Origin of the sequence: Nostoc sp. CALU 1950 (genome assembly GCF_051172895.1) — a bacterium.
Classification (GTDB): domain Bacteria; phylum Cyanobacteriota; class Cyanobacteriia; order Cyanobacteriales; family Nostocaceae; genus Nostoc; species Nostoc edaphicum_A.
The window spans coordinates 1-695 of the sequence record NZ_JBDNJQ010000413.1 but is presented as its reverse complement, the minus strand read 5'-3'; the positions used below and the strand labels follow the sequence as shown (position 1 = coordinate 695).

Sequence of the window (695 nt, the reverse complement as noted above, 5' to 3'; positions counted from 1 at the left end):
ATGGTGAGGCGATTAGCATAAAATTTGACCCATCAAAACTTTTCAAACAGCCTCTCAGACTGGCGGCGATCGTTTGACCTCAACGTATTAGGATTGCTATATGCTACTCATGCTGTTTTGCCTCTGTTGAAGGCGCAAAAATCGGGGCATATAGTCAATATCTCCTCAGTAGCTGGCCGGACAGCGCGGGCGGGCGTGGGTGTTTATAATGCTACTAAATGGGGTGTGAATGCCCTCTCGGAAGCATTGCGCCAAGAAGTCCACAAGGAAAATATCCGCGTCACTATTATCGAACCAGGTTTGGTGGATACAGAAATTGACAACCAAATTACCGATCCCGTTGCCAAACAACGGATCGAAGAACGACGCAAGTCAATTCAACCTCTGCAAAGCGAAGACATCGCTGCTGCGTAGGCGTAGCCCGTCGTAGACATCGTTTACGCCCTCACCCAACCACTGCACGTTAATGTCAACGAAATCCTTATCCGACCAACAGGACAAGAACACTAAAGCTCAACGAACAGAATTCAGGAGTTAGGAGTCAGAATTCAGGAGTCAGAATTCAGAATTTAGCATGAATTCTTTACGACTGGTGGATAGCGCTGCGTTAGCGAGTCCGCGAACGTCTCGGAGGCGGAGCGTAGGCTGTTGATTTTGGCTATTTTTTTGGGAATTACCGAAAAATTATTTGTGCT

Annotated in this window: 1 protein-coding gene; it reads left to right on the top strand. The window is 47.2% G+C overall.

The features are described 5' to 3' along the window. Positions 1-24: 24 nt before the first annotated feature. The gene (locus tag ABF638_RS38235) at positions 25-414 is read left to right on the top strand and encodes an SDR family NAD(P)-dependent oxidoreductase (protein WP_435027928.1); all 390 of its coding nucleotides are present in this window, start codon (positions 25-27) and stop codon (positions 412-414) included. Positions 415-695: the final 281 nt, after the last annotated feature.